We start from the raw sequence: 2,372 nt of genomic DNA, 5'->3' as shown, positions 1-2,372 counted from the left end.
AGATGTCGCCCCCCGCTCCTCCGATCGACCCGAACCTGCGGGCGCCCACCCAGCGCGAGACCCAGCGCATGCGCGTCGTGCCGCCCCAACCGCCCGCGGTCGAGCCGCCCGCCCGCCCCGACCTGCCACCGGCCGCCGAGCCCGCCGCCGCGGCCGAGGCCCAGGAGAAGGGTGGCCCGGGCCTGATCGAGCGGATGATCACCTCGAAGCTGCGCGTCGCGCGCCCCTCCTTCCGCACCGCGGAGGCGAATGCCACCTATCGCTTGCCACTCAACGCCGACGCGCGCACGGTGGGGGTGGTCGCATACCAGCTGGGTCTCGCCATCGACGGACGCGAGATCCTCTCGGACATCTCCTTCGCGGCGCGTCCGGGCACATTCACCGCGGTCGTCGGGCCGTCGGCGGCACGCAACTCCGCGCTGCTCGGGCTGCTCGCAGGCACCAGGCAACTCAGCTCCGGGCGGGTGACCGTCGACGGCCACGACGTGCACGCCGAGCCGGCGTCCATGCGCACCCGCATTGGCATCGTCTCGTCCGAGGACCGCCTGCACCGCCAGCTCACCGTCGCCCAGGCCCTTAGATACGCCGCCGAAATTCGCCTGCCGCACGACATTTCACCCGAGCAACGCGACCGCGTGGTCAGCCAGGTTCTCGAGGAGCTCGAGCTGACACCATACGAATCCAGCCGGATCGGCAAGCTGTCGCCCCAGGTGCGCCGGTGCGCCGCGCTGGCGGTCGAGCTCATCGCCCGGCCGACACTGCTCGTCGTCGACGAGCCGAGCGCCGGTCTGGACGCGGAGCAGCAACGCCACGTGATGGCAATGCTGCGGCGCCAGGCCGACATCGGCTGCGTCGTCGTGGCGGCCGTGTCGTCGCAGACGTCGGTGACGAACCTCAACCTGTGCGACCAGGTGCTGGTTCTCACCTCAGCCGGGACGCCGGCCTTCCTGGGGCCGCCCCTGCAGATCGAGTCCGCGTTGGGCACCGCTGACTGGTCGGAGGTGCTCGAGCGGGTGAGCGCCGACCCCGAGGGGACCCACCGCGCCTTCCGCGACCGGCCCCCGGCATCGGCGTTGACGGCGCCGCCGGAGGTCACCGCCCCGTCGCCGCCCCCCGCCGAGCCCCGCATGGCGCGGCAGATCCGGCTGCTGGCCCGCCGCGATGCCCGGCTGATTTTCGCCGACCGTCTCTATCTCGTGCTCTTGGCGATCTTGCCGTTCGTGCTGGCGGGTTTGACCCTGCTGATACCGGGCGGTTCGGGGCTCGCCCGGCCCGGGCCGGGCAGCACTCACCCGCACGAGGCCATCGAGATCCTGGCCGCGCTCAACGTCGCCGCGGTGATCATCGGCACCGCGCTGAACATCCGGGTTGTGGCGCGCGAGCAGCGCATCTTCCGGCGCGAGCAGGCTCTCGGGCTGTCGACCGCGGCCTACCTGGCCGCCAAGATCCTGGTGTTCGGCCTGGCCGCGGCCGTCCTGACGGCCATCGTGTTCGCCATCGTCGTCGCCGACAGGGGCGGACCCGCGCGTGGCGCCGCTTTGCTGCACAACGCCACGGTCGAGCTGTATGCGAGCGTGGCGGTGACGGCCATCGTGTCCGCGCTGGTCGGGCTCGCGTTGTCGGCGCTGGGGACGTCGCTGCGTGAGGTGTTGCCCCTGCTGCTGCCGGTGGTCCTGGCGTCCGTGCTGTTCAACGGAAGCCTCGTTCAGCTGGTGAGCAAATGGGGCTTCCAGCAGGTCTCCTGGTTCGTCCCGGCCCAGTGGGGCTTCGCCGCGTCGGCGTCCACCGTTGACCTGCGCAGGGTCGACGCGCTGGCCGCCAACTCGCAGATGTGGACCCACTACAGCGGCTGGTGGGTGTTCGACATGACGATGCTGATGCTCTTCGGCGTCGCGGCCGCGGGCTTCGCCCTCTACCGGCTGAGGCCGGTCCTCCACGCGGCTCCTAAGCCGTCACATCGCGAACAACAGGAACTGAGTGACCTGACTCGGTGAGAAGTTGTTGTCGCTGACCAGCACCACCGACTGACGACCATCGGGCAGCTTCGGCCCCAGCGTGATGCCCTCGACATTATCGAGGGGGGACAGTGCGGGCGTGGCCGACAAGTCGACCGCCAAAGTCTTGCTCATCGGGGTCACGGCCGCGTCCTTCATCGATGGGGTGGCCAAAACGTCGGTCGCCGCGCCGATCTCGGCCCGGTAGATCCGCACGGTCGGCGGCATGGCGGAGGATCGTTCGATCATCAGAAACGTCGTGTCCGACAGCGCGACCAGGTCGGAGAGGCCGTTGACGTCCGCGGGCGGTGCGGGCGGCTCCATCGGGTAGGCGTACTGCGCGGTAGGCGCCCCGGAGGCGACGTCGAACTTGGTGAC

Annotated in this window: 2 protein-coding genes; one reads left to right on the top strand and one right to left on the bottom strand. The window is 70.5% G+C overall.

Annotation, left to right across the window (positions count from 1 at the left end):
• The first annotated feature begins 2 nt into the window (after positions 1-2).
• Positions 3-1,994, top strand: coding sequence for an ATP-binding cassette domain-containing protein (locus A5756_RS17040; protein WP_082960049.1), 1,992 nt, complete (start codon positions 3-5; stop codon positions 1,992-1,994).
• Here the strand turns inward: A5756_RS17040 and A5756_RS17035 are convergent.
• Positions 1,953-2,372: esterase-like activity of phytase family protein (locus tag A5756_RS17035; RefSeq protein WP_197505789.1), on the bottom strand; the 420-nt coding region annotated here is incomplete at its 5' end. The genes A5756_RS17040 and A5756_RS17035 overlap by 42 nt on opposite strands.

Origin of the sequence: Mycobacterium sp. 852002-53434_SCH5985345 (assembly GCF_001667155.1) — a bacterium.
In the GTDB taxonomy this organism is placed as follows: domain Bacteria; phylum Actinomycetota; class Actinomycetes; order Mycobacteriales; family Mycobacteriaceae; genus Mycobacterium.
The sequence above is the reverse complement of the archived record's forward strand: the minus strand, read 5'-3'. Positions and strand labels throughout refer to the sequence as shown.

What these genes read in the sequence shown, in the direction of transcription:
- A5756_RS17040 (WP_082960049.1), top strand. Translation starts at nt 3, where the DNA reads ATGTCGCCCCCCGCTCCTCCGATCGACCCGAACCTGCGGGCGCCCACC.